23 protein-coding genes are annotated in these 23453 nt (G+C 64.3%); 2 read left to right on the top strand and 21 right to left on the bottom strand.

The features are described 5' to 3' along the window. Positions 1-126 precede the first annotated feature (126 nt). From AC0L26_RS17275 to AC0L26_RS17230, 10 genes are all read right to left on the bottom strand, one after another. Complete coding sequence (locus AC0L26_RS17275; protein WP_473633624.1) at positions 127-1008, bottom strand: EamA family transporter; 882 nt, start codon at positions 1006-1008, stop codon at positions 127-129. Between the two features lie 191 nt (positions 1009-1199). After that, complete coding sequence (gene minE / locus AC0L26_RS17270; protein WP_095482719.1) at positions 1200-1472, bottom strand: cell division topological specificity factor MinE; 273 nt, start codon at positions 1470-1472, stop codon at positions 1200-1202. Beyond that, on the bottom strand, positions 1469-2284 hold the full coding sequence (gene minD, locus AC0L26_RS17265) for a septum site-determining protein MinD (RefSeq protein ID WP_352937649.1): 816 nt from the start codon (positions 2282-2284) through the stop codon (positions 1469-1471). The genes minE and minD overlap by 4 nt, the downstream gene beginning before the upstream one ends. 29 nt (positions 2285-2313) lie before the next feature. After that, positions 2314-3075: a septum site-determining protein MinC gene (gene minC / locus AC0L26_RS17260; RefSeq protein WP_473633623.1), complete on the bottom strand. Its 762-nt coding sequence runs from the start codon at positions 3073-3075 to the stop codon at positions 2314-2316. Between the two features lie 164 nt (positions 3076-3239). Beyond that, positions 3240-3680, bottom strand: a complete 441-nt coding sequence (locus AC0L26_RS17255; RefSeq protein ID WP_473633622.1) for a hypothetical protein — start codon at positions 3678-3680, stop codon at positions 3240-3242. Positions 3681-4046: 366 nt separating this feature from the next. Continuing rightward, positions 4047-4196, bottom strand: coding sequence for a hypothetical protein (locus AC0L26_RS17250; protein ID WP_473633621.1), 150 nt, complete (start codon positions 4194-4196; stop codon positions 4047-4049). Between the two features lie 3 nt (positions 4197-4199). Beyond that, positions 4200-4529 (bottom strand): DUF2934 domain-containing protein, encoded by a 330-nt coding sequence (locus tag AC0L26_RS17245; protein ID WP_473633620.1) that lies wholly within the window; start codon positions 4527-4529, stop codon positions 4200-4202. Between the two features lie 121 nt (positions 4530-4650). Then, positions 4651-5280 carry a BA14K family protein gene (locus AC0L26_RS17240; protein WP_473633619.1) on the bottom strand — a complete coding sequence of 210 codons (630 nt, stop codon included), beginning with the start codon at positions 5278-5280 and terminating at the stop codon, positions 4651-4653. A gap of 282 nt (positions 5281-5562) precedes the next feature. Continuing rightward, entirely contained in the window at positions 5563-6663 is a 1101-nt protein-coding gene (locus tag AC0L26_RS17235; RefSeq protein ID WP_473633855.1) for a KamA family radical SAM protein, read from the bottom strand. A 300-nt stretch (positions 6664-6963) separates the two neighbouring features. Further along, positions 6964-8586, bottom strand: coding sequence for an ABC-F family ATP-binding cassette domain-containing protein (locus tag AC0L26_RS17230; protein WP_473633618.1), 1623 nt, complete (start codon positions 8584-8586; stop codon positions 6964-6966). Positions 8587-8810: 224 nt separating this feature from the next. Between AC0L26_RS17230 and AC0L26_RS17225 the strand changes: the two genes are divergently transcribed. Both AC0L26_RS17225 and AC0L26_RS17220 read left to right on the top strand, forming a co-directional pair. Further along, positions 8811-9140: a hypothetical protein gene (locus AC0L26_RS17225; protein WP_473633617.1), complete on the top strand. Its 330-nt coding sequence runs from the start codon at positions 8811-8813 to the stop codon at positions 9138-9140. A 166-nt stretch (positions 9141-9306) separates the two neighbouring features. Continuing rightward, positions 9307-9774 carry a hypothetical protein gene (locus AC0L26_RS17220; RefSeq protein ID WP_473633616.1) on the top strand — a complete coding sequence of 156 codons (468 nt, stop codon included), beginning with the start codon at positions 9307-9309 and terminating at the stop codon, positions 9772-9774. A gap of 30 nt (positions 9775-9804) precedes the next feature. Here the strand turns inward: AC0L26_RS17220 and AC0L26_RS17215 are convergent, their stop codons facing one another. From AC0L26_RS17215 to AC0L26_RS17165, 11 genes are all read right to left on the bottom strand, one after another. After that, entirely contained in the window at positions 9805-11817 is a 2013-nt protein-coding gene (locus AC0L26_RS17215) for an amidase (RefSeq protein ID WP_473633615.1), read from the bottom strand. A gap of 93 nt (positions 11818-11910) precedes the next feature. Further along, complete coding sequence (locus AC0L26_RS17210; protein ID WP_473633614.1) at positions 11911-13455, bottom strand: WD40 repeat domain-containing protein; 1545 nt, start codon at positions 13453-13455, stop codon at positions 11911-11913. A gap of 98 nt (positions 13456-13553) precedes the next feature. Continuing rightward, positions 13554-14324 (bottom strand): exodeoxyribonuclease III, encoded by a 771-nt coding sequence (locus AC0L26_RS17205; RefSeq protein WP_473633613.1) that lies wholly within the window; start codon positions 14322-14324, stop codon positions 13554-13556. 9 nt (positions 14325-14333) lie between these two features. Next, positions 14334-14981: an alpha/beta hydrolase family protein gene (locus AC0L26_RS17200; RefSeq protein WP_473633612.1), complete on the bottom strand. Its 648-nt coding sequence runs from the start codon at positions 14979-14981 to the stop codon at positions 14334-14336. A gap of 36 nt (positions 14982-15017) precedes the next feature. Further along, positions 15018-15773, bottom strand: a complete 756-nt coding sequence (locus AC0L26_RS17195) for a hypothetical protein (protein WP_473633611.1) — start codon at positions 15771-15773, stop codon at positions 15018-15020. Further along, positions 15704-16798, bottom strand: coding sequence for a tetratricopeptide repeat protein (locus AC0L26_RS17190; protein ID WP_473633610.1), 1095 nt, complete (start codon positions 16796-16798; stop codon positions 15704-15706). The genes AC0L26_RS17195 and AC0L26_RS17190 overlap by 70 nt, the downstream gene beginning before the upstream one ends. After that, positions 16795-17706: a non-homologous end joining protein Ku gene (gene ku, locus AC0L26_RS17185; RefSeq protein WP_473633609.1), complete on the bottom strand. Its 912-nt coding sequence runs from the start codon at positions 17704-17706 to the stop codon at positions 16795-16797. Before ku ends, AC0L26_RS17190 begins: the two co-directional genes overlap by 4 nt. A gap of 93 nt (positions 17707-17799) precedes the next feature. Next, positions 17800-20280, bottom strand: a complete 2481-nt coding sequence (ligD, locus tag AC0L26_RS17180) for a DNA ligase D (RefSeq protein ID WP_473633608.1) — start codon at positions 20278-20280, stop codon at positions 17800-17802. 109 nt (positions 20281-20389) lie between these two features. After that, a complete protein-coding gene (locus tag AC0L26_RS17175) occupies positions 20390-20614 on the bottom strand; it encodes a hypothetical protein (RefSeq protein ID WP_352937627.1) in 225 nt (74 codons plus the stop codon). 139 nt (positions 20615-20753) lie between these two features. Continuing rightward, complete coding sequence (locus tag AC0L26_RS17170; RefSeq protein WP_473633607.1) at positions 20754-21854, bottom strand: class II histone deacetylase; 1101 nt, start codon at positions 21852-21854, stop codon at positions 20754-20756. Between the two features lie 6 nt (positions 21855-21860). Continuing rightward, the gene (locus AC0L26_RS17165) at positions 21861-23444 is read right to left on the bottom strand and encodes a GMC family oxidoreductase (protein WP_473633606.1); all 1584 of its coding nucleotides are present in this window, start codon (positions 23442-23444) and stop codon (positions 21861-21863) included. Between the last annotated feature and the right edge of the window lie 9 nt (positions 23445-23453).

Raw genomic sequence — 23453 nt, 5'->3', positions numbered from 1 at the left:
GCAACAGCCGCGGCGACCCCCCTTGCCCATTTACCCCAAGCCAACGTTTTCACCCTTTCAATGGTTGCGCAAGTGGCAAACGGGCCTGAAGTGTGCCCATGCTCTGGGACAATCGTTGGTTGAGGCCTATTCGGGCGAAGGCACCGGCGGCTTGTTCGTCACGGTGGCGCCGAAGGCAGCGGCTATGACGGCGGCTACCCCCAGGCACTGCAGCCCGGTGAGGATCTCGTGCAGGAACAGGAACCCCGCCAGCGCGCCCAGCGCCGGCTCCAGGCAGGTCAGCGTGCCGTAGAGCCTGGCGGGCATCCTGGTCAGCGCCACCATCTCCAGCCAGAACGGCAGGGCGCTGGAAAACAGCCCGACCAGCAGGGCGCCGGCCAGAATCGACGGCGCGACCAGCGCCGGCCCAGCCTCGGCCACGCCGAACGGCAGCGCAAGCACTGCGGCGATTGCCAGGCCGTAAGCCGTGGTCTGGCCGCCGAGTTCGGCGCCCGCCTTCTGCGCGAACACGATGTAGAGCGCCCAGAAGCCGCCGGCCGCCAGCGCCAGCATCACGCCGGCCGGATCGAGCGCCTGGCGCGAATGGACGAGGGGCGACAGCAAAACGATGCCGGCGACGGCAAGCGCCACCCAGGCGAAGTCGCTGCCGCGCCGCGACGATAGCGTCGCGACCAGAAGCGGGCCGGTAAATTCGAGCGCCACCGCGATGCCGAGCGGGATCGTCTTGAGCGCCGCGTAGAACAAAAGGTTGAGCGCGGCGAGCGTCACCCCATAGGCGGCCAGCCACGGCCACACAGCCCGCGACGGACGCACCCGCCACGGCCGCAGCACCGCCGCCAGCATCAGCGCGCCGACCACCAGCCGCAGCGCCGTCGTGCCTTGCGCGCCGACCAGCGGAAACAGGCCCTTGGCGAAAGCCGCGCCGATCTGGATCGACACCATGGCACCGAGCAGCGCCGCGATGGGCAGGGTCTCGGAACCAGGCTTGATAACCGGCGTCGACGTCACTGTGGTTGGTCCTCCCCCTGCCGCCGGGCGATGCGCGACGGCATGCGGCGGAGATAGAACCAATGGGCTTGGCTGTCGTGAGGCAGCGAGAGGTGGTTGGGTGGGGCAAGCAAAGACTGTGATAGACGCTGGCGGGACAGCCCCCTCTGTCCCGCCGGCGTAAAAAATTGCTACAGGCGCAACCCTGCCGCTCAGGCCGACATCGCCAATGGCCTTGCGCTCTTGTTGGGAATCTGGATGTCGATATCCAGCGTCGACATCGTCTCGCCGCGCTCCATCGAGACCTGCAGATAATCCTGGTCGATCTGCACATGCCTGGCGATGACGGCCATGATCTCCTCGCGCAAGATGGAGACGAGATCGGGCTGGCTGCGGCTGCGGCGCTCATAGGCGAGCAGCACCTGCAGCCGCTCGCGCGCCACCGGCGCGCTGCCGCGCCGCTTGAAAAGGTCCAACAGGTTCATGCTGCCCTCCTTCCAAAGATCCGGTCGAGGAAGCCCTTACGCTCGAACGGCACGACGACCGGCAGCTCCTCGCCCTCAAGCCGTTTGGCCGCCTCGATATAGGCGCGGGCGGCGGCATTGGTGGGATCGCTGAGCGTCACCGGCGAACCAAGGTTGGAGGCCTTGAGCACATCCTGGCTCTCGGGAATGATGCCCAGGAGCGGCGTCGACAGGATCTCCAGCACGTCGTCGATCGAGAGCATTTCGCCGCGCGCCGCGCGCGCCGCATCGTAGCGCGTCACCAGTACGTGCTTGGCGATCTGCTCGCCCCGCTCGGCCTTCACGGTCCTCGCATCGAGCAGACCGATGATGCGATCGGAATCGCGCACCGAACTGACCTCAGGATTGGTGACGATGACCGCCTCGTCGGCAAAGCGCATGGCGAGCTGCGCGCCGCGCTCGATGCCCGCCGGGCTGTCGCAGAAGACGTAGTCGAACACCGAGCGCAGCTTGTCGATAACCTCGCCGACGCCCTCCTCGGTCAGCGCATCCTTGTCGCGCGTCTGCGAGGCCGGCAGCAGGAACAGCGTCTCGACCCGCTTGTCACGGATCAGCGCCTGCGACAGCTTGGCCGTTCCCTGGATGACGTTGACCAGGTCGAACACCACCCGCCGCTCGGCGCCCATGATCAGATCGAGATTCCTTAAACCCACATCGAAGTCGACCAGGGCCACCTTCTTGCCGGTTCTCGCGACCGCGGCACCAAGGGCGGCCGTCGAGGTCGTCTTGCCGACGCCCCCCTTGCCTGAGGTGACCACCACTACCTTGCCCATATATGCCTCCATTATTGTTGTTGGGATCGTCAATTGAACGGCGCGATGCGCAGCGTGTCTTTTTCGAGAAAGGCCTGGACCGCTTTGCCGCGCAAGGACGGCTCCATCTCCTCGGCGGTGCAATACCAGCCGTCGACCGACAGCAGCTCGGCCTCGTTTTTGCGGCAGAAGATGCGCGCCGCCGAATGGCCGAGCACACCGGCCGACGCGCGTCCGCGCAGCGTGCCGTAAACATGGATGGAGCCGGCGGCGACGATCTCGGACCCGGAGGCGACGGAGCCCAGCACGATGACGTCGCCATGCGCATGGAAGACCGACTGGCCCGAGCGGATCGGCGTCTTCACCATCAGCGTCGCCGGCGCTTCCTGCTGCCTGTCTTCCGGCTGCTTACCCTCTTCCGCCTTGCCTTCTTCTGGCTTGCCCGTCTCTTCCGGCCTGCCCTTGCTGTCGGCCTGCATCAGCAGCCCGGCAGTGGCCTCCTTCGCGCCGATCAGCACCGGCGGCAGATTGGACTCAAGTGCGGTGCTGCCGTCGAGCTCGATGGCATAGATGCGGATGCCGCGCAGGCCAAGCTCAGCGACTAGCGCTTCGATCTGACCGATTTCCGGCTTTAACGTATTGAGATTAAGCACCACCGGCCGGCCGGCAAAGTAGCCCGGCGAGTTGCCGATCCAGCGATCGAGGCTCTCCAGCCACTCCGAAAGCGGCGCCTCCGGGGTGAGCGTGAAGGCGACAAAGGAGCGGGCGCGAAAGCGAATGGATTTGGTCTCGACGGGGGCGGCGAAGGTCACGGACAGCGATTCCTTACTGATAGGTAAACGCTAGCCAGCCATGGTTAACGAAAGGTTAACGGAGGGGGTGTTTGCGGCATCTGGAAAGCTATTGCTGACAGACTTAGCGGTGCCAGCAGCCGAGCGACAGCGCTGGAAATTGCCCGCCCTCGGCACCTTGCTGGCTAAGTGCCCTTCGCTGCGTCCTCGATCAGTTCCGCCAGCAAGGTAGAGAACCGCTCGTCAGTCCTATCCCCTATGTTTCCCACTTCTCTCGCCACGATCCCGGGCGACGAGACTGACACTTCCCCACTCAGATGAACGTCGACCGTGAACGTCCTCCTGACTACTTCTTTCTCCATGCCTGGCTTCCTGTAGACTTGGAACCGAATGGACGGTGTTGACGCTTTGGTTTGGCGGCCTGGCGCGGTGTCCATCTCGACAGACACTTCGCCCGTCACGTCGGCTTGGGCCGCTTGCAACGACGCGACCACGACATCGTTTAGCCAGGCCCTGGCTTGCGCGCCGAAGTCCACCCCCTCGGCCTTCTCATTGCCGACCTTCCCCTCTTGCTCACGGCGAGCTTCCTTCCCGCGATCAAGGGCTTCTTTGTACTTTGACATCATGGTTTTGCCTCCGATTGTGAGCGCATGAGACCGGCCGTCGCCATGCTCCTCCTAATGGGTAGAACGCGCGGGATCGGCGTGCGTTGCGTAAGTGAGCCCGTGGTTCGCCGCTGTGCACGGTGGCGTCCTTTCGGCCGCACCGTTTGCACCTGAACTTGATGGCTCAGCACATTGACGGGATTGCAGATGCCACAGGCGAGTGACAGGCGCCGCTCAGCGCCCGCCTACTCGCACTGCCTGCGGGGTCGCCGGAATAGGGCTGGTAGCTGTTGTCTTCGGCAATAGGAGCGGTAGCGGCTTGTTAGGGGCTGGAATCCGCCAGGCGTGCGGTGCGACTGGCTGGTGGGCACCGGCCACCATCGCCCCTCAATGCCTCTTGAAATACTGCACATCGCGCTCGTGCTTCTCGGCGGCCTCGCGGGTATCGAAGGTGCCGAGATTGCGGCGCTTGCCGGTCTTGTCGTCCTTCTTGCGCGAATAGAGGCGGTATTTTCCGTCTTTGAGTTTTCTGATCATCTGTCACTCCCCGAGCCGCTGCTTTCCCTTGAGGTTGCGCGCGGCTTGCTCGATCGCCGCCCGGTCGTTGCCCAGCCTGTCGATCAGCTCCTGCGCCTGGTCGCCCGATATGCCGGTGCGTATCGCCAGGGCCTCCACGGTCAACACGTCGGAGCTCGCGATCTCGCGGGTTTCCGGCAGGGCATCGCCTGCCGTCAGCGGCAGGGCTGCCTCCCTGTCGATCTCGGCCTCGGCCCGGTGCCAGTGCCGCTCGGGATCGCCATGGATGCGGCCTTCATGTTCCCAGATCTGGTATGCGCGCTCACGAATCTTGTCTTCCCGGTCGTCGCCCATGTTGATTCCTCCTTTGGGTATCGGATGAACGCCGCGCCAACCCGAACGATCCAAAAAATCTGCGTGATCGTAGGTGGGGTCACACAAGGCGCCATGCACTGCGGCCGCCAGCCCGCCCCGCCTACTCGCACTGCCTACGCGGGCCGCCGGAATAGGGCTGGTAGGTGTTGTCTTCCGGCCGATAGGAGCGGTAGCGGCTGAAGCAATATTGCACGTGGTCGGGCGGAAGCCAGGCGCCGCCGGCTTCCTGCGACGGAACGTAGCCATCCATCGGCAACGTATCGCTCGCCTCGACATAGCTGGCGCCATCGTCGGGAGGCTGTGCGGCGCCGTTGGCCGCGCCGGCATCGAGATAGGGCGAGATGCAGGGCCGCTGTTCTCCGCTGTAGGATGTGTAGTGGTCGTCGCTTGGCCTATAGGAGCGGTAGTGGCTTGCGCACCATTCCACATGGCCGGCAGGCACCGTCTGCTGCTCGTCCGCTTCCGGCTGGATAGAGCCGGTAACGATGGGCGCCGAAGCTGCGGCATCGGCAGGTTTGGTCGGGACCGGACGGGCGGGAAGGCGCTCGAGGTGCTGAGAAGCGGGATCTATTTTCCGCGGCTCCTTGGGCCACAGTTCGGCGACGCTGGAGGTCGGGGCGGCTTGCCGCACCGGCTCGGCGGCAAGAATCCAGACGGCGAAGGCCAACCCGCTGGCGAAAACCGCAAGCGTCAGCACGAAGCCACCAAGTACCGCCGATAGAGCTTTCACCCTGCGCTCCCTTGCCCCTCATCTTTAAAATGCGAGGCATTGGATCCGGTTCCAACCAGGCGCGGCTGGAGCTCCTGCGCTTAGCTTAGGGGAAGGCCACTGTCTCTCGAAGCCCCTCATCCGGCCGCTTCGCGGCCACCTTCTCCCCGGGGGGGAGAAGAGAGAGGCGTCAGTGCTGGCTCCTCTCCCCTCGGGGAGAGGTCGGATTGCCCCGAATTGCCCTTTGCAATTCGGTTGGCAATCCGGTGAGAAGGCACTTACGGGGGCGAGGAACCCAAGCTTTCACAGGTCGCTGACAATCTCCCTATACGCCCTCAACTCGCCGTCCTGCCCGCGAATCCGCCAAGTCTCCCCCTCCCGCGCCTCGACATAGCACGGCCCCAGCGGCACCTTGCCGCCGCCGTCCGGCAGGTCGAGCACATAGACGGGGTTACAGATGCCCGACAGGCGTGCGCGCAGGGCGCTGGCCAGCGCCTGTCCCTCGGCGATCGTGGTGCGCCGATGCGCCATGCCGCGAGCGAGGTCGCCGTGGTGCAGGTAATAGGGTTTGACGCCAAGGCGGTACATTAGCTCCCGGCACAGTTCCTCCAGCACTTCGACCGTGTCGTTGACGCCTTTCAGGAGAACGCTCTGGTTGAGCAGCACGAAACCGCCTTGCCGCAACGTGCGGCAGGCCCGCTCGGCGGCGTCAGTGATCTCGCGCGCGTGGTTGAAATGGGTGACGACCGTGACCATCAGCCGGCCCTGCAGGGAGCGAACCAGCCCTGATGTGATGCGCAACGGCAGCGCGACAGGCACGCGGGTGTGGATGCGTAAGAGCCGCACATGCGGAACCGCCTCGATGCGAGCGCGGATTTCGGCCAGCGCCTTGTCCGGCAGCGACAGCGGGTCGCCGCCGGTCAGGATCACCTCGCGGATTTCGGGATGCGCCTCGATATAGGCGAAGGCCGGCTCCAGCGCCTCGCGCGTATAGCCGCGGCCGATTGAGGTCAGCGACTCCTTGCGAAAGCAGAACCGGCAATAGACCGCGCACTGATAGGTCGGGAATAGGAGAACCCGGTCGGCATGGCGATGCGTCAATCGCGGCACCGGGCTGAAGGCATGGTCGGCGATCGGATCGTCGAGCTCGCCGTCCTGCTCGGCCAATTCGTCAGGCAACGGGATAACCTGCGCCCGTATCGGATCGGCGGGGTCGCTCCAGTCGATCAGCTCGAGATAGGTTTTCGGGATGCGCACCTTATGCCGCGAGGCCGCCTCTTGGACCGCCGCGCGCTCGGCCGGTGACAGCGGCAGCGAATCCAGGTCGCGCACATGCCGCACGCCGGCCCGAACATCGTCCTGCCACGCGGCGTCGTCATGAGCGTGCTCGTCATCGGCTGCCATGCCGGCTGCATCCATGCTGGCGCCGGCGAAGTGTGAGGTCATCGAAGGGCTCCTTGAATTCGGGGGTAGATACAGCATTGGAGCCAAGGCTTGAAGGCAGTAAGCGGTGTTGATGGACGAATGGGAAACAACCGCTGGCCAGCGCCAATGCCAAACATTAGCTTGCGCTTACATTAGCTTCAGCGTATGTATTGATGTGGCCGGTGATCTACCCCCCAACCGGTTAGGCTCGGCGCCAGTCCCTCCCCCTCAGGCCACGACGCCGGGCCGCTCGGCCCTTGTTGCGCGCTCACCGCAGGGTTAACTTCGCAGCCCCGGCGCTTCCTGCCCGGTGCGCTCCACATATTCCGTATAGCCGCCGCCATAGGTGTGGATGCCCTCGGGCGTCAGTTCCAGCACCCGGTTCGACAGCGCCGCGAGGAAATGCCGGTCGTGCGAGACGAACAGCATGGTGCCTTCGTACTGCGACAGTGCTGTGATGAGCATTTCCTTGGTGGCGATGTCGAGATGGTTCGTCGGCTCGTCCAGCACCAGCAAATTGGGCGGATCGAAAAGCATCAGCGCCATCACCAGCCGCGCCTTCTCGCCGCCCGACAGCACTCGGCATTTCTTCTCGATCTCGTCGCCGGAAAAGCCGAAGCAGCCGGCCAGCGCCCTGAGCGGCGCCTGGCCTGCCTGCGGAAACGCGTCCTCCAGCGTCTGGAACACGGTGCGCTCGCCCTCCAGCACTTCCATGGCGTGCTGGGCGAAATAGCCCATCTTGACGCTGGGCCCGCGCGCCACCGTGCCATTGTCGGGTTCGGAAGCGCCGGCCACCAGCTTCAGCAGCGTCGACTTGCCGGCGCCGTTGATGCCCATCACGCACCAGCGCTCGCGGCGGCGCACCTGGAAATCTAGCCCCTCATAGATCGAGCGGCTGCCATAGCCCTTGTGGACGTTCTTCAGCGTCACCACGTCCTCGCCGCAGCGCGGCGCCGGCTGGAAGTCGAACGACACCTTCTGGCGGCGCTTGGGCGGCTCGACGCGGTCGATCTTCTCCAGCTTCTTCACCCGACTCTGCACCTGGGCGGCATGCGACGCCCGCGCCTTGAAGCGCTCGATGAAGGCGATCTCCTTGGCCAGCATCGCCTGCTGGCGCTCGAACTGCGCCTGCTGCTGCCGGTCGGCGATCGCCCGCTGCTGCTGGTAGAATTCGTAATTGCCGGAGTAAGCGGTCAGCGAGCCGCCATCGATCTCCACCACCTTGTTGACGATGCGGTTCATGAACTCGCGATCGTGCGAGGTCATCAGCAGCGCGCCGTCATAATTCTTCAGGAACTGCTCCAGCCAGATCAGGCTTTCCAGGTCGAGATGGTTGCTCGGCTCATCGAGCAGCATGGCGTCGGGCCGCATCAACAGGATGCGCGCCAGCGCCACGCGCATCTTCCAGCCGCCGGAAAGTTTTCCAACGTCGCCGTCCATCATCTCCTGGCTGAAGCCGAGACCGTCAAGCACCTCGCGGGCGCGGCCGTCGAGCGCATAGCCGTCGAGTTCCTCGAACCGCGCCTGCAGGTCGCCGTAGCGAGCGATGATGGCGTCCATTTCATCTGATCGCTCCGGATCGCCCATGGCCGCTTCGAGCGCGCGCATCTCGGCCGCCACCTCGCTCACCGGCCCGGCGCCGTCCATCACTTCGGCGACGGCGCTGCGGCCTTCCATGTCGCCGACATCCTGGCTGAAATAGCCGATGGTGACGCCGCGGTCGACCGAGACCTGGCCCTCGTCTGGCTGCTCCTCGCCGTTGATCATGCGAAAAAGTGTGGTCTTGCCGGCGCCGTTGGGGCCGACCAACCCGACCTTCTCGCCCTTCTGCAGGGCGGCGGAGGCCTCGATGAAGACGATCTGCCTTCCGTTCTGCTTGCTGATGCTTTCCAGTCGAATCATGCTTTTCAGGCGTACCCAAGGGATTTTCCCCGGCCCAATACGCGATAGGCCGCGCCTGCGGAAGCCCGCAAATCAACGGAATACTACGGCCGACAGATGCCCCGCCCGCTAGATGCCAGAACGATCCACTTGGCGTTCAGTTGGAGGCTCGAGCTGAATTAGCGGAACCTCAGATGGTGCCGTCAGTTTAGAAGGATGACCTCAAGCACTCAAAGGAGGATGAGATGAAAACGCTAAAGGCTATTTTGCTCGCCACCTCTATAATCGGCCTCAGCGCCGGCACCGCAAGCGCCAACTGCCATGACACGACCGCATCGGTCGACGCTCAAACAGGTATAGCAAAGGACGGAACGCGTGCGCCTCTCGAAACTGATGCGAACGCCGGTAGCACGGCAAAGGGCGGCCCGGCCAACAAGGACGCCAACACCATGCCGCTTGCCAACCAGGAAGGCGGTGGGGATAAAAACCTTGCCACTTCGCAGCAGGATGCCCAGGCGCAGCAGGAGGGCGACAAGACAGCTGCGGCCAAAGCCGACCCCTGCAAGCCGGATTGACGCGGATTGAAAAGTCGGCTGCAGACGCCGCGCTGAATGCCGCCCATCGGGTCAACCCGATCAGCACCGGGTTGCCCTTAGCGGCTCGACGGTAAGGGCAGCGAGCGAGATCTCGCGTCGTCTCGAACAAGATAGCCGCGTGACCGCCATTCGCAGTAGGTAATAGATGGAAATCCGGCCCGCGCCGCACTACAATCTTCACTGGCGGCAACCGGGGGTGGAAATGGAAGAGCAGCATACCGTATTCCTGATCGGTGGCGGCACGGGCGGCGACGAGCAGGCGGTGTTCACCTTGCGCTCGTCCGAAAACGCCTGCCACCTCACCTGCAGCTACCGTGACAAGGTGATCGAGGCCGAGGAGGAAGACTATTTCGAAGCGCTGTTCCAAATCCGCCAGCAACTCGAACTCGATGGCCTGCTGCCTTTTTGTTATGGAGCGAGCGGGAATGTTTATCCCGAAGGAACGGTCATCGAGATGAGCCGCGGATTGATCGCCTGCAAGGTGAAAATGGGGCAGCTCCCCCAGAAGTCTGATTTGGTCAATATATTTGACGACGGGTACGACGTTGCGCCGACCTTCGTCCGCATACAACAGGAATTTTGGGATGAATGGCTGGCCTCGCTGCCTTCATAGCGACCAGCAACTGTCTCACCTGGCGCGATCTCATCCAGCCCCTCCCGTCACCGCATAGGCGCCGGCGACGCTTCCGTCCTCAAGACGCACGACGGCGGTGACGATCGAGCCGTACGAGCCACGCCAGACGCTGTGGACCGCCTTGTGCGTGGCGGCCGGCACAAGGACACGGCCGGTGAAGCGCCCGCCGGCGCGCTGCATGGCGACCGGCGCGCCATTGGCATGCACTTTGACGCTGGTGGACTCGGCGCCGTCACTCAGGTCGAGTGTGATTGCTATTTCGTCCTGATCACCCGCACAGCGCGTTATGGCGTCAAGCGAGATCGGCAGCGGCGCCTCGCCGGGCTGGCGGGCGGCAGGCCGGACTGGAAAGACATCGTCGGCCAATTCCGGCGTGCGCGGCGGTCGGGTGCGGCGCAGGCCAAAACGCTCGAAATCGCCGGCCAGCCTAAGCAGCTTCGTATCCTCATAGGCCTTTCCAGCGAAGGTCAGCCCGACCGGCATGCCGATATCGGCCATCGTGCCCATCGGCACGGTGACGGTCGGAATGCCGAGATGGCGCCACACCAGATTGCCGTTGGCGACCCAGGTGCCGTTGCGCCAGGCAAGTGCTGCGGACGCCCCGTTGACATCCGCATCGGCCGGCCCGACATCGGCGACGGCGGGAAACACCACGGCGTCGAGCCCTTGCGCGTCGAGCCAGTCTTCGAAATCGATCCGCCGCGTCGCCTCCAGGCCTTTCAGGCCGGCCTCCAGCTCGGGGATATCAGTGAAAGGTGTCACGCCGCGCTTGGCCCGCTCGACATATTCCGCCAGATCGAAGCTGTCCTCGTAACGATCCGGCAGCGTGCCCGGCGGCTGCGGAAAGATCTTTGGACCGTCGACCGAGGCGAGATCGGGGATGGCAGGGTCGGCATTGGCGCGCAGGAAATCGTCCCAGGCGAAGACGCACAGGTCCCATATCTCGCGCTCGGCGAATTCCTTGGGAATCAGCCCGCGATCGACCAGGTTTTTTGTGCCCGGCCGGTCGCGCTCGTAATTGGAGACGACGGGAAAGTCGATCTCGACCACGTCTGCACCGAGCCGTCGCAAAACCGCTGCCGCCTGCTCCCATAGGTCGAGCACCGACGCGCGGGTTTGGATCGGAACGTCGGCCTTCGTGTCGCGGCCGATATACATGCGGGGCACGCCGAGCCGCACGCCTTGCAGCGCCCCCTCCAGCTCGAGCCCGGTATAGCGTGGCGGCCGTACATCCGAACTCTTCGGCAGCATCACCCAGGGCTGCGCGCGCCAGAAATCGCCCCTGGTGTTCGGGTCGTCGACGACGATCACGTCGAGCAATTCGAGCATGTCGGCGACGCTACGCGTATGCGGCACCACCACGTCCATCGTCGGCACCAGCGGCCAGTTGCCGCGCACCGAAATGACGCCGCGCGACGGCGTATAGGCAACCAGCGCGTTGTTCGATGCCGGCGCCCGACCCGACGACCATGTCTCCTCGCCGAGCCCGAAGGCCGCGAAGCTGGCCGCTGTCGCCGTGCCGGAGCCGTTCGACGAGCCTGACGCGAAAGCCGCCGTCAGGTAATCGGCATTGTAGGGGCTTTCCGCCCTTCCGTAGACGCCGCGCTGCATGCCGCCATTGGCCATCGGCGGCATGTTGGTAAGCCCGATGAGCACCGCACCGCCGGCCCGCAACCGCGCGATGGTGAAGGCATCCTCGTTGGCGATGAGATGTTCGAAAGCGGGCGAGCCGGCGGCGACCGTCAGGCCTGAGACCTTGTAGCTGTCCTTGGCGGTATAGGGGATGCCGTCCAGCGGGCTAAGCATCGCGCCATTCCTGCGGCGCCGGTCGGACGCGGCGGCCTCCTCGAACATTTTGGGATTGAGCACGGGAACGGCGTTGAGGGTGATGCCATGTCGGTCGTAGTGCGCAATCCTGCGCAGGCAGGCGCCGACAAGCTCGACGCTGGTAACGATGCCGTCATCGAGCGCCCGCCGCAACTGTTCGATCGACGCCTCGACGATGTGGAGATTGGTCGTCATGTTCGGTCCCTCCACCCTGCGCGACGGTGCGGCCTCGCGCCGATATTGTACAGGTCGCGTTCCTTCACACCCAAGCTCCGGCCTGGAAATTGCTCACTCCGGCGCACCCGGGAACAGCGCCACCGCATCACCGCCATCGGCAGGCCAGTCCCTGATGGTGCGGTCGTAGCCGCCGGTCAGGACCGTGCCGTCGGCGGCGAACGCCACCGCGTAGACCGGTCCGGACCGGCTGTCGAACAGGGCGATCTCATTGCCGGCATCCATGTCCCACAGCCGCGCTGTACCGTCGAGCGAGCCGGAGAGCAGCCGCTTGCCATCGGCCGACAGCGCCAGCGCATAGACCGTGCCCGAATGACCCTCGAGGCGCCGGACTTCCCGGCCGCTGTCGAGATTCCAGAGCTTGATCGTATAGTCGCCGCTGCCGGTGATCAGATGGCGCCCGTCGGCCATGAACACGACGCCATAGGGGCCGCGCTCATGCCCGTGCCAGCTGCGCAGCTGCTTGCCGGTGCCGATGTCCCATAGTTTTAGCGTGCCCTCGATACTGCCGCTGATCGCGCGTGTGCCGTCGGGCGAGACGGCGATCCCGCTGATCGACCAGTCATGCCCCGGCATCACATGCAGCACGGAGCCTTTCTCGATATCCCAGACGATGACCCTGCCGGTGTCGTGCCCGCTGACGGCACGTTTGCCGTCGGGACTGATCGCGAGCTTGTTGACGCCACCGTTCTGGCCCGACGAGAAGACATGCAGCACAGCGCCATCGGAGAGCTGGCGCAGCACGATCTCGCCATCGTCACCGGCTGTCAGCGCCCGCGCCCCATCCGGCAGGAAAAGCGCGGTTCGAGCCATGTCCTTATGGACGCCGAGAGTGCTGATCAGGCGCTTGCCGTCGATATCCCAGAGCTTGACCGTGCGGTCGGTACTGGCGCTCAGGATCGAGTGCCCGTCGGGCGATATCGCCAGCCAGACGACCGCGTCCCGGTGGCCATCGGGTTGGGTCGGCTGCGGTGGCGGAGCCGGGGGCAGCGGCGCGACGGTCTGCGGCGGCGGAACTGGGGCTGGAGTAGCCTCCGGCGGTGAGGCGGGTGGGGCAAGCGCGACCTCGGGTGGCGAGGCAGGAGCCGGAGGCGCAGCCGTTTGTTCAGGCGCTTCGGCCGCTTGCTCAGGCAGTGGAATCGAATCCGACGCCGCAGGCGCTTTCGGCGCAGGGCCTGGTGCAATGGCGACGTCTTGGTTTCTCGGCGCGGGTGGCTCGGCGGTCAGGCTTTTGCCGGCGTCCTGTGGCTGCCGCGACCAGGGGCCGATCTGGTCGGCCACCAGAGCGAGCACGGCAAGGAACGGAACGACAGCGAAGAGCTGCCGCAGGCGTGGTCGTCCGGCGGGTTGCGTTTCGGCGCCTCTGCCGAACAGAGGCGTCTTCGGATCGAGCGTCGATCGGCCCGGCAACAGGCCGGCCCAGAACAGCAGGGCTGCAAGGGCTGAGACAACGCCCGCCGCTCCGAAAAAAGCCAGGCGCATGGAGGCGAAAGCGTCGCCGGCGCCCTCGCCGCTCAGCGCGAAATACACACGTATGGAGCAGAGCAAGCCGATCGCCAGCAGCAGCACGGCAAGCAGCCTGTCGACAAACCTGTTCATCGGGCTCCCCCTCGGGCCGCTTTCGCTTCACCCAGCTTGTCGATGCCCGTCTGATAGAAGCCAATCTCCCACTCGTGGGGAGATTGGCTCTCCATCCTTCACCGCAATTCCACCCACACCGGCGCGTGGTCGCTGGCGCCGGTCTCGCCGCGCACATCGCGGTCGATCCCTGCCCCGATCAGCCGGCGCGCAAGCTTCTTCGACAGCAGGATGTGGTCGAGGCGCATGCCGGCATTGCGCGGCCAGCGGTTGCGGCGATAATCCCAGAATGTGTAGAGCGTCTCCTTCGGATGCTTCTTGCGCAGCGCATCGGTCCAGCCCTGTTCGAGCAGTGCTGCGAAAGCTTCCCGGCTTTCCGGCTGCACCAGCGCGTTGTCGTCATAGGAGCGGGTCGGGTAGATGTCGCGCGGCTCGGGCACGACGTTGTAGTCGCCGACGAGTGCCACTGGCAGGCCGGTGTCGAACAATTCCGCGGCATGCGCGTTCAGGCGCTCGTGCCAGGCCAGCTTGTACTGGAATTTCGGACCGGGCTGCGGGTTGCCGTTCGGCGCATAGAGGCAGGCGACGACGATGCCGTTGACCGCCGCCTCGATGTAGCGGGCCTGCTGGTCCGCCTCGTCGCCGGGCAGCGCCTCGCGGGTCGGAACGGGTTCTGAACCCCGCGCCAGTATGGCGACGCCATTCCAGGTCGGCTGCCCCACCCACACCGCGCCATAGCCCGCATCCGCGAGCGCGGTGCGCGGAAACTGCGTGTCCCTCGCCTTGAGCTCCTGCAGGCAGACGATGTCCGGTTCGGCGACAGCCAGCCAGGCCAGCAGGTTTTGCAGCCGGCTGTTGATGTTGTTAATGTTGAACGTGGCGATCTTCATCGGCCTGCTTCAGCGCACGATGCGCTCAGTCCACGCCTTCACCGCATCGGCGAGTGTCTTCAGATGATCGGCAGTGGAGAAGCCGGAGATGCTCTTGCGCGGCTTGAGGTCGTGGTCGCCGTCCTCCAGCCAGAGGATTTCGATGCGGTCGGAAAGGTCGTAGGTCGCGACCTCGTCCCTGGTCCCGAACTCGTCACGCGTGCCCTGGATTATCAACGTTGACGTCTTCAGCGCGGCCAGATGCTTCGTGCGCAGCTGAGTCGGCTTGGCCGGCGGATGAAAGGGATAGCCGAGGCAGAGCAGGCCTGAAATCTCGCCCTTTGAAAACATCTCCTCGGCGACCATCGAGGCGACGCGTCCGCCCATCGACTTGCCGCCGATGATGAGCGGCCCCTTCACGCCCTTCGCCCTGAGGTCGGCGATCGCCTTGATGTATTCGGGATTCACAGTCTCGGCCCGCGGCGGCGGCTTGCGATGGCCGTAGCGGCGGGCCGCCATGTAGTGAAATTCAAAGCGCGCGACGCGGAAGCCCGCAGCAGCGAGCGCCTTGGCCGTGGCGGTCATCGAGGCCGAATCCATCGGCGCGCCGGCGCCATGGGCTAGCAGGATGGTGATGGCGGCCGTTTCGGGGCCGTCGAAGAGGAAGGCGGTTGGCATCGGGCTTCGAACTCCAGAAAGGTAGGCCCGCAACGACTATGGCCGCGCTGCACTCACGTTACAAAGCTGTGACCGCAGATATTCGATCTGGGCTGTCTGATATTCGGGCCAGTTTGCCCGATCGAGACCGCCGACCCAGGAGCAAGCTGCTTCACGCCCATGAACCTGTTCCAGCAGGCAAAAGTAGGCATGATCTCGCCACGTTCCGCACAACTGCTCGTTACCGTTCATGACATCTAGCGCCGAAGACCAAGTGAACCACCGTTTGATCCACTCGCCAACCTTGCCATCCAAATCATCGATACACTGGGCTATAAACGCATCAAGGTCCTCTTCATTCGCGACCCAGAAGGGGCCTCGACCTCCAGATAAAAAATTTCCGTCGATCCTATCGAAGGCAACTCCGAGGAATTGTGCGTTCAATTGCTCAGAACTTTTAGTTTTGAACTGCGCCGAACTTGCATCTTTAACCTCATACCAGGCGCTAAAATCTCTGTATGACTTGGCGAATTTCTTCCATTTGAACACGGCCGAGAGTGAGCAGTCATATTCTCCGTGCCGGCGGTCAGCGTGGCAATCGAACGCGATGCTGAAGTCCGTCAGATTGTTTGCTGAAAAGACCACGAGCCTGCCGCTGTCCGGCTTGAACCATTTCGCCCCAAGGCGCGAGTGAAGTTCTTCTGAAACTCTTTTTCGAATGGTCCTTGAATCTAGCATCTGGGTCAGGACGCCGATTTCTGCGCGAGCTGCAAATCGACGAACTGTATCCCCTTGGCCGCGATGCGCGCCCATTCGGACTCCGCGTCGAGCTCAAGGTACCGCACCCAGCGCAACCGCGCCTCGGCGAGATTGCCGGCGTCGAACTCCAGCCTGGCGAGGTTGAACACCGCATCGGCGTACTTCGCATCCAGCGCGATCGCCTTGACGAGATGCCTTCGCGCCGAAGCCACGCGGCCCTCATCGCTCATCAGTCCGGCCAGATTGAACCAGGCTTCGACGAAACCCGGATCGAGCTTTATGGCGCGGGCATAGTCATGTGCGGCCTCGTTCACTCGACCGGCGCCGCGCAGGCAGTTGGCGCGGTTGAAGGCGGCGACGGCATCGCTTGGATCGATGGAGAGACAGCGCTGGTAAAGGGCGACGGCATCGTCGTGCCGGCCCTCCTCTTCCGCCGCCTCGGCCTCGGCGAACAATTCTTCCAGCGTGTCGTCATCAGGCGCGCCCAGATCGAACAGCAATTGCCCGTCGAGCTCGCTCTGCCCCTCCTCCAGGTAGATCGCGTCAGGACGGCCATGTTGCGAGCCGACGGCGAGCGACTTGGCGGTGAGCGAGGCGACCGGACCGGAACGGTGGACGGAGCGAGCGATCGCCCCCCATGAAGCGCCGCCGGCGATCAGGCCCGCATATTTGCGAGCCAGGATAAGGTCGCGGAAAGAATAAGGCTCGCGATCATGTTCAAAGGCATCGAACAGCGACAAAAGATCGAGATCGACGGCGGCTAACCGCGACTGGTCGATGAGCGACTGCCGTGACAGCGCCGAGGCCTCCGGCGCCTTCATCAGGCCCAAGAGGCGCAGAAATCCGTTTTCGCTGAGAAGGGCGCGCCCTGCCCGGCGCTCGGCATCGGCGCGGCGCTCGATCTCGGCATCGCCTGCCTTGGCCAGAAGCGTGCGACCAAACACGACATGGTTGGTGCGCCTCGTGACGCCACGCCGCAACTGGCCCTGCTGGCGCGCGACCTCACGCGCGGCCAGCCGCAGCGGAAACGCCGCCAGCGCGCCGACGACGCCGAAGATGCCGCCGGCGGGGACCGTCACGCCTTGCTCTTGCCGACGGCCTTCAGCAGATTGGCCTTCAACGGGTTTTCCTTGGCAGCGCCGCCTGCTGCCGCCTTCTTGGCGGCCGGTTTTGCCGCCTCATCGGCCTTGCTCTTCGACTTGGCCGGCGGCTTGGCCGATTGCGACAGGCTGGCCTTCAGCGCATCCATCAGATTGATGACATTGCCGCGCTCGGGGGCAGCCGCGATGATTGGCTTGTGGCCCTTGAGCTTCTCGCGGATCATCGCCATCAGCGCGATCTCGTAGCGATCCTCGTAGTTCTTCGGATCGAAGGTGGTTTCCTTCTGCTTGATCAGCGCTTCGGCAAGCTGCAGCATTTCCGGGTCGGGCTTGCCGGCCGGGATGTTGCCGAAATATTCAGCCGTGCCGCGCACTTCGTTCGGGTTCCTCAAGGTGCAGACGAACATGCCGTTCTCGCGCGCGCCGATCGTCACCACGCGTTCGCGGCTGGACAGCACCAGCCTTGCGATCGCCAGCTTGCCCGACTTGCGCATCGCTTCGCGCAGCACCGCGAAGGTTTCCTCGGCCATCGCGCCATCGGGCGCCAGATAATAGGGCGCGTCCTGGTAGATGACGTCGACCTCGCCCTCGTCGACAAAGGCCTCGATGTTCATCGTGTGATTGGATTCGATGCGCACCGCGTCGAGGTCGGTATCTTCGATGATGATGTACTGCTTGTCTTCGTATTCGTAGCCCTTGACGAGGTCCGAGCGCTCGACCAGCCCGAGTTCGGGATCGACCGGCTTCATGTTGATACGGTTGTGCGTCTTCTTGTGCAGCTGATTGAAGCTGATCCGCTCGCTGGCACTCGTCGCCGGATAGAGCCGGACCGGACAGCTGACGAGACTGAGCTTGAGGTAACCTTTCCAACTTGCCCTGGGCGCCATGAATTCTCTCCTACGCGGCCGTGCACTGTCGAACTGTCGCAGCGCTGTTCGTCCGAAGGACGAAAGACAACGCCGAAATCCTACATCGGGCCCTTACAATACCGGCAAATCCCTAGCGAAATCTTCCATGTCGGCCCAGGGATCGCCGGAACTGGCCAGAAGGCCCGGCAACGAAGAATAATTCAAATCCTGCGGAGCGTCGATGGATTCCAGATCGGACCAGCTCACCGGCGTCGAGGCCGGCAGGTTTGTGCGGGCGCGCAGCGAATAGGGCGCGGCGGACGTGTGACCGCGCGCATTGCGGTGATAATCGATGAAGATACGCCGCTTGCGGTTGTCCTTGCCCATGGTCGTGGTGAAGGTATCGGGCGCCGTGGCGGCCAGATGCGTGGCGATGGCGCTGCTGACCTGATGCAGCTTCTTCCAGTTCTGCTTCTGCGTCACCGGCACCGATATATGGATGCCGCTGCCGCCGGAGGTCTTGGCGAACGGCGTCAGCCCCAGACGTTCCAGCTCGCCCTTGATGTGCACCGCGGCTTCCACCAGCTCGCGCCATGCGATCCCCTCGCCCGGGTCGAGGTCGAAGACGACCAGGTCGGGCTTGTCCAGTTTGGTGCGATGGGTGCCCCAGGTGTGGAACTCGACCACGCCGAACTGCGCCAGCGCCAGATAGCCCTTGGCGCCCTCGACCGAGAGATAGGATTTTGTCTCGCCCTCGGAGTTGATCGCTTCGAAGGTGACGACCGAAGGCGGCATGCCGGTGAAGGCATGGCGCTGGAAGAAACAATCCTGCGGCTTGCCGGTCGGGCAGCGCACCAGAGACACTGGCCGGCCGAGAATGTGCGGCAGCATGAAGTCGCCGACCAGCGCGTAATAGACCGCGATGTCGAGCTTGGTCGGTCCGGTCTTGCCGAACAGCCGCCGCGTCGGGTTGGTCACCCAGATCGTGGCGAGATCGGCCTCGGCGATCAGCCGCTTGCGCTTGGCCGATACCGGCGTCGACAGGCCGACATCCCTGAGCCCGCGGAATACGCCGTGGCGCAGCGCATTGTCCGCGGTGCGGTTGGCATAGTGGATGCGGGCCGACAGCAGCGGCCGCACCCAGTTCATCTCGCGCATGATCTCGCGCGGAACCCCTTCGGGCGCCGACGCGCCGGCGCGCAGCGGCTCCAGCCGGGCCAGCAATTCGCCTGCTGTCGCGGCATCGAAGCCGGTGCCGACCTTACCGCGATAATGCAACTCGCCGTCCTCGAATTCGGCCATGCCGAGCGCCGCCAATCCCTCAGCCGCGTCGGAGGTTGTGTAGCCGGCGATGACGAAGTCGTCGGATTTGAGCGCCTTGGTCTTGGTCCAGGTCTTGGCGCGGCCGCTCTGGTAGCTTGCCGTGGCGCGTTTCGAGACGACGCCTTCCAGTCCCATCTCGGAGGCCTGGTCATAAAGTGCCTGGCCGTCGCCTTCGACATGGTCTGAAAACTGGATGGCGGAGTTGGAGCCCAAACCGGACAGCAATTGCGACAGCAGCGACTTGCGCCGGCCGAGCGGCGCTTTTCTCAAGTCCCATCCATCGAGATACAACAGATCGAAGGCGTAGAAGTGGAGCTTGTTGCCGGCGCCCTCGGCCAGTGCGTCCTGCAAAAGCGCGAAGCGGCTGATGCCCTTGGCGTCGAGCGCGACAACCTCGCCGTCGATGACAGCCTCGCGGCAGGGCAGCCTGGCGAAGGCGAGTGGCAGGTCGCCATAGCGTTTCGTCCAGTCGAGGCCGGCGCGGGTAATAAGTTTGACCGCGCCGTCCGCCAGATGTGCCATGGTGCGGTAGCCGTCGAACTTGATCTCGTGCAGCCAGGTTTCGCGCGTTTTTTCCGCGGGACCTTCGCCGCCCGGCGGCTTCGGAACCTGCGTCGCCAGCTGTGGCTCGATCCGCGAAGGCGGCGGCGCCTTGACGGCGCCCGGCAAAGCGCCGGGCCTCAGCACGACCGGTTTCGCAGGCCTCCCGGCAGGCTTCGGCGCTTCGACCAGTTCCTCGATGCGGCGGCCGGATTTCACGCTTTCGGGCCGGGCTTCCAGTATGTCGAGCTTGGCGTCGGCCGCGAGATCGCGCTCCTTGAACAGCAGCCAGTTCTTTTTGCCCTCATCCTCGCCGGGCTTCGGTTTCAGCCTGGCCAGCATCCAGCCGCCATTCAGCTTGTCGCCGGCTAGACGGAACTTGAACGAACCGGTGCGCAAGCTCTTTTCGACATCGTCCATCGGCGCCCAGATGCCGGTGTCCCAGACGATCATCGGCCCGCCGCCATATTCGCCCTCGGGGATGACGCCTTCGAAGTCGATATATTCGAGCGGATGGTCCTCGGTCTCGACCGCCAACCTTTTGTCAGCGGGATTGAGCGACGGGCCGCGAGGCACCGCCCAGCTCTTCAGCACATCGCCGACCTGCAGGCGCAGGTCATAGTGGTCGGCGGTAGCGTGATGCTTGTGGACGACGAAGCGGTTGCCTTCTGCGGCAACCAGTCCGCCGGCGGGCTCCGGTGTCTTGCTGAATTCGCGCTTGGCTCGATAGGCCTTGAGCTTCGACGTCATGTCCGCATGCCAAACGGGATGCGTCGGCCCTGTAGAAACAAGGGCTTGACCCACATCACATGAATCATTTTGTCAGCATGCGGCGGGCCGATGTCGTGCCTCACACAGCTCAATCGTCAGTGGCCGGCGTCAATTCGAGCTCGGCCGGCGACAGACCCTGCTGAAGCTGGCTCAGCCGGAATTCATCGACCCAGTAGGCCTCGCCGTCAACGAGGACACGCGCCTTGTAGGCGCCGGCGGAAAAGCTCTGTGCGGTGATGTAGACCTTGTGGCGGTCGAGTGCCCTACGCACCGCGGCCCGCTTGGATTTCTGGCTGGTGACGGAACTGGCCATGACTCGCTCATACACACGCTGCCGCAGAAGAAGGCGGCTGGCGTAAGGATGGCCGAGACCGGCTGTCGTGTCAATTTGGGATGATCAGGCTATCTCGAGCGCACACCTTGAGCGCACTCGGCACCACCACTCACATCCACTATCCGATGCCGCCCACCAATTCCTCCGCCTTGGCAATAGCGGCCGCCTGGTGCGGCTGCAGGGGCTGGCCGGCGTAGGCTTCGAAGACCGGCAGGAAAGGATCATCGATATCAGTCCTGATTCCGGACAATTGCTCCATCACCGCTAAGCCGCAATAAGGCACGTAGGAAGCCGAATAGCCGCCTTCATGTGACATCATCAGCCGCCCGCCGCAGAGATCGTCGGCCGCCTGCATCAGCAGCCGCGTCATCTCGCGGTAGCTGCCGCTGTGCAGCATCATGCGCCCCAGCGGATCGGCCGCTGAGGCATCGAAGCCCGATGGCACGACGATGAGATCGGGCTTGTAGCGAGTGAGCGCCGGCAGCACGACGCGCTCGAAGACGGAGATATAGGCGCCGTGGCCGCATCCGGCTGGCAGGGGCACATTGATGTTGTAGCCTTCGCCCCTGCCCTCGCCGCGTTCCTTATGAAAGCCGCTGTCAGGCGGATAGAGCCCGTCCTGGTGGATCGAGATCGTCAGCACGGACGGATCCGCATAGAAGGCCGACTGGGTGCCGTTGCCGTGATGGACGTCCCAATCGACGGTGGCGACCCGCTCGAAGCCATGTTTGGATCGGTTCTTCAGGATAGCGACCGGGACATTGCCGAACAGGCAAAAGCCCAGGCCTTGCGCGCGTTCGGCATGATGACCGGGCGGCCGCACCAGCGCGTAGCCATTGTTGATATCGCCGCTCAGCACCGCATCCATCACTGCCGCCGTGCCGCCGGCCGCCAGGCAGGCGATCTCGTAGCTGCCGTGACCGAAAGGCGTGAGATAGCTCGCATCGCCGCCGCGCTCGTCGCTGAGCGCCTTGATACGGCGGATATAGTCGCGGTCGTGAAACAGGGCCAGATCGTCCTCGCTCACCGCGACCGAGGCGACCTTCGACAGCTTTTCAGTGAGGCCCGAAACCTCCATCAGGTTGCGGAACCGGCGTTTGGTCGCGGCATTTTCCGCATGCTCCCCCGGCTCTATGGTCAGGCTCGGCTGAAAGAACAGCGCCGCATTGCCGGTCTCGTGCCAGAGATAGAGTTCGTGGAAGTTCCAACCCGTCGCCATTGTTTCCTATCCTCCCAGGATCATCGATGCGGCGCGTTCGGCGATCATGATCGTCGGCGCGTTGGTATTGCCCGAGACCATTTTTGGAAAAACTGAAGCGTCGGCGATGCAAAGCCCGTCCAGCCCGTGCACCTTCATCGACGCTGGGTCGACGACGGCCATTTTATCGGTGCCCATCCGGCAGGTGCTGGTCGGGTGATAGAGCGTCGTGCAGTGGCCGCGAATGTACTCGGCGATCTCGGCATCGCTTTCGCATTCGGCGCTTGGCGTGATTTCGCCGACCAGCATTTCCTTGAGCGGCGACTGCGCGGCGATCCGGCGGCTGATGCGGATGCCTTCGACCAGCGTGGCGATGTCCGAGCCGTCCTCGTCGCTGACGAAGTAACGCGGGTCGATCGCCGGATATTCGATGGGATTGGCCGAGCGCAGGCGGATCTCGCCTCGGCTGTCCGGCCGCTGTAGCGTGGTATGCAGCGTGATGCCGGGCTTCGATGACAGGAAGCGCACATAGTCGCGATGCGGGCTGATGGCGCCGTAAAGCTGCAGGTCCGGTTCGACATCCGGTCGGCTCCTGACGAAGCCGCCGGCCGCTACCCAGGGCGAGGAGCGCGGCCCGCTGCGCGAGGTCTGCCATTCCGCAAAATCGCGCTGCAGAGTCTCGTCGGTCCAGGCGCCGACGCCGATCTTGTCCTTTGTGTAGAAGGTGATCGGAATGTTGATATGGTCCTGCAGATCCTTGCCGACGCCCGGCAGGTCGTGGACAGGATCGACGCCGACGCTGCTGAGTTCGTCGGCCGGGCCGATGCCGGAAAGCAGCATCAACTGGCAGCTGCCGATCGAGCCTGACGACAGCACCACCTCGCTGTTGGCAAAAGCAGTCTCCGGCACGCCGTTGATCAGATAGCGTATGCCTTTGGCCCGGCCCTTCTCGACGATCAGGCCCGTCGCCAGCACCCCGGTTTTCACGGTGAGGTTTGGGCGTTGCCGCGCCGGGCGCAGATAGGCCTTGCCGGTGCCCCAGCGTTCGCCGTTCTTGATCGTGAACTGGAAAAGGCCGACGCCTTCCTGCTCGACGCCGTTGAAATCGCGATTGTGCTTGTAGCCGGCGGCCTTGCAGGCCTCGATCCAGGCGAGCTCGTTGGGGTCGACATGTCCGACATTGCCGATATGGAGCGGCCCGTTGGCGCCATGCAGCGGATCGTTGCCAAGCTCGGCATTGCTTTCGCTGGCCTTGAACACCGGGAGCACGTCTTCCCAAGCCCAGCCGGGGCAGCCCATGGCGGCCCAGCCATCATAGTCGGACGGCAGGCCGCGAATATAGATCATGGCGTTCAGCGCGCCGGAACCGCCGATCATCTTGCCGCGCGGCCAGAACACCCGCCTGCCGCGGCAGCCGGCCTGCGGCTCGGTGTAATAGCCCCAGTCGACGGCGGTGTTGAACATGGTCGGCCAATCCGACGGCACGTCCGAGGCGAGCGGCGCCTCGCGTCCCGCCTCCAGCAGCAGCACCTTGCGGGCGGGATCGGCGCTAAGCCGGTTTGCCAGCACGCAGCCGGCCGAGCCGGCACCCACTATGATCGTGTCGAACATCGTCGGTCT

The sequence above is a fragment of the Mesorhizobium sp. WSM4823 genome (genome assembly GCF_055811195.1).
Note: the sequence above shows the minus strand (reverse complement) of the source record. Positions and strands in the feature narration are given on the sequence as shown.